The organism is Streptomyces sp. NPDC058964 (assembly GCF_042741275.1).
GTDB lineage: Bacteria > Actinomycetota > Actinomycetes > Streptomycetales > Streptomycetaceae > Streptomyces.
The window spans coordinates 26045-28401 of sequence record NZ_JBHYKH010000053.1 but is presented as its reverse complement, the minus strand read 5'-3'; the positions used below and the strand labels follow the sequence as shown (position 1 = coordinate 28401).

Here is a 2357-nt window from a genome sequence, read left to right as displayed (position 1 = left end):
CCCGCGCCCTCTCGAGATCCACACACCCCAGCCGCTCTACCGGCCCGGGCCTCCGCCGGCCGGGGGGTGCCGCTCCCGCTCGCGGCCGCGGGTCTCCGGCGGCGGCGCTGCCGGGTCGCCGGGGGTGCCGAATCCGAAGCCGCGTGTTGTTGGGCCCGGGGCTGCCGGCGCGGAACCGCTCGCCGGCAACCGCCGCCCGCACGGACTCACCGAGCCGACTCGCCCCCGAATCGCCGGGCCAGGTACTCCTCGAACGTCCCCTTGCCGACCGCCCGCTCCGGCGCGAGGTGGCCGCCCGACCTGAAGGCGCGGGCCGTGCCCCCGGGCAGCGGGACGCCGAGCAGCGGTCGCCGCCGGCCGGTCGCCCTCAGGTAGGCGCGAGCCAGTGAGTCGAACGTCCGCACCTGCGGGCCGCCCATGTCCGCGACCCGTCCGGCGGGCGCCCCGGCCGCCAACTCGGCCAGTCGTCCCGCCACTTCGGCCACCTCGATCGGCTGGTCCGAGATCCCGGCGGGCAGCGGCATCACCGGGGACTTCGCCAGCGCCCGGAACAGCTGGACCAGCAGATCGTGGAACTGGGTCGCCCGCAGCACGGTCCAGCCGAGACCCGACTCCTCGACCAGCTTCTCCACGGCGAGCTTGGCCTTGTAGTAGCCGAACGGCACCCGGTCGACGCCGACGATGGAGATGTAGACGAGATGGCGCACGCCCGCCCGCCGGGCCGCCGCGATCAGGTTCTCCGCCGCACGCTCGTCACCGCCCTTGGGCGAACTCGCGCAGTGCACGACCGTGTCCACGCCCGCGACGGCCGCGTCCAGACCGGCGCCGCCCTCACGCAGGTCGACGGCGTGAGGCTGCGCGTGCCGGCTGAGCACCCGTACTTCGTGCCCGTCTGCGCGCAGCCGCTCGGCGACGAGCCGGCCGAGGGTTCCGGTACCGCCGGTCACCAGGATCGTGGTCATGCTGTTCAGTCCCTCCGGACGCGGGGCGCTCCCGGGCGGAGCACCCTTCGTCAGCTGAGACCGGACAGCCCCGCGGGATGTGACAGCCCCGCGGGAATTTCCTCACGGGCGTGCCAGCTGGCGCCGTATGAAGTCCAGCTTGTCCGGGTTCACCACGGCCCGCACGCGCGCGATCAGCCCGTCCCGCTCCTCGAAGCAGGCGATGGCGACCAGCGTGTCACCCGCCCACGCGAGCAGCGCGGTCGAGCCGTTGATCTCGGCCCCCGCGTAGGCGAAGCCCGCCGCGAACCTCTGGGATCCGCCCGCCAGGAAACGGAGGACCTTCTCGCGGCCCTCGATCGGCCTCCGGGCCGCCGACACCTTGCCGCCGCCGTCGCTCCACCAGGTCACATCGGCCGCGAGCAGCTTCTCCAGGCTGCCCAGATCGCCGTCCCGGGCCGCCGTGATGAACGACGTCACGAGCTGCTCCTGCCGCTCGGGCGCGGCGTCGAACCGCCCCTCGGGAGCGGCCACCCGCCGCACCGCCCGGCGGTACAGCTGACGGCAGTTGGCCTCGCCCAGGTCCAGCACGTCCGCGATCTCCCGGTGCCCGTACCCGAACGCCTCCCGCAGCACGTACACCGCCCGCTCGGTCGGCGTCAGCCGCTCCAGCAGGACCAGCATCGCCATCGACACCGCGTCCCGCTGCTCCGCCGACTCCAGCGGCCCGAGGGTGCCGTCGGAGGTGACGACCGGCTCCGGCAGCCAGGCCCCGACGTACTGTTCACGCCGGGCACGGGCCGAGGTCAGCCGGTTGAGGCAGAGATTGGTGACCGTCCTGGCCAGCCACGCCGACGGATGCTCGATGGCCGCCCGGTCGGCGCCGTCGAAGCGCAGGAACGCGTCCTGGACCGTGTCCTCGGCCTCCTCCGCGGAGCCGAGCATCCGGTAGGCGAGGCCGAACAGACGCGGGCGGTGGGTCTCGAACTCCTCGGCGGTCGGCGTCGTCGTCATGCGCACACCCTGCCAGAACCGCCAGAACCGCCGGAACGCACGGCGACCCGGCGGCGGGCAAGGGCCGTCGTCACCGCCACCGGGCCCGCCCGAACCCTAAAAGGACTAGACCATTTAGGTCAATGGGTCCGGCACCCGTTTCCGACGGATCGTCAGCGAACCGCGAAGGTCCGGCGATGCGGTCTGTGAGCCAACGCACACGGCCCGTCTGTATGGATGGCGATCGGGCGTGGCACACTGGCCGTGTACCAGAAGCAGCGCACTCCGGGGTCGGTGAAAGTCCGAACCGGCGGTTACAGTCCGCGACCCGGTCGCGTCCAGCGACCGGGTGACCAGGGGTAATTACTGGTCCGACCGGTTAATTTCGGTTGGGTGGGACTTCGCGGGGGGCGGGCCAGCGCC

At 73.0% G+C, this 2357-nt stretch carries 2 protein-coding genes; both read right to left on the bottom strand.

From position 1 onward, the window contains the following. Positions 1-206: 206 nt before the first annotated feature. The gene (locus ACFW2E_RS09890; RefSeq protein ID WP_384464102.1) at positions 207-962 is read right to left on the bottom strand and encodes an SDR family oxidoreductase; all 756 of its coding nucleotides are present in this window, start codon (positions 960-962) and stop codon (positions 207-209) included. Positions 963-1064: 102 nt separating this feature from the next. After that, positions 1065-1955, bottom strand: a complete 891-nt coding sequence (locus tag ACFW2E_RS09885) for an RNA polymerase sigma-70 factor (protein ID WP_384464099.1) — start codon at positions 1953-1955, stop codon at positions 1065-1067. Positions 1956-2357 lie beyond the last annotated feature (402 nt).

Excerpts from the sequence above, each read along its gene's own strand:
- ACFW2E_RS09890 (WP_384464102.1), bottom strand. The coding sequence starts at position 962 with ATGACCACGATCCTGGTGACCGGCGGTACCGGAACCCTCGGCCGGCTC.
- ACFW2E_RS09885 (WP_384464099.1), bottom strand. The coding sequence starts at position 1,955 with ATGACGACGACGCCGACCGCCGAGGAGTTCGAGACCCACCGCCCGCGT.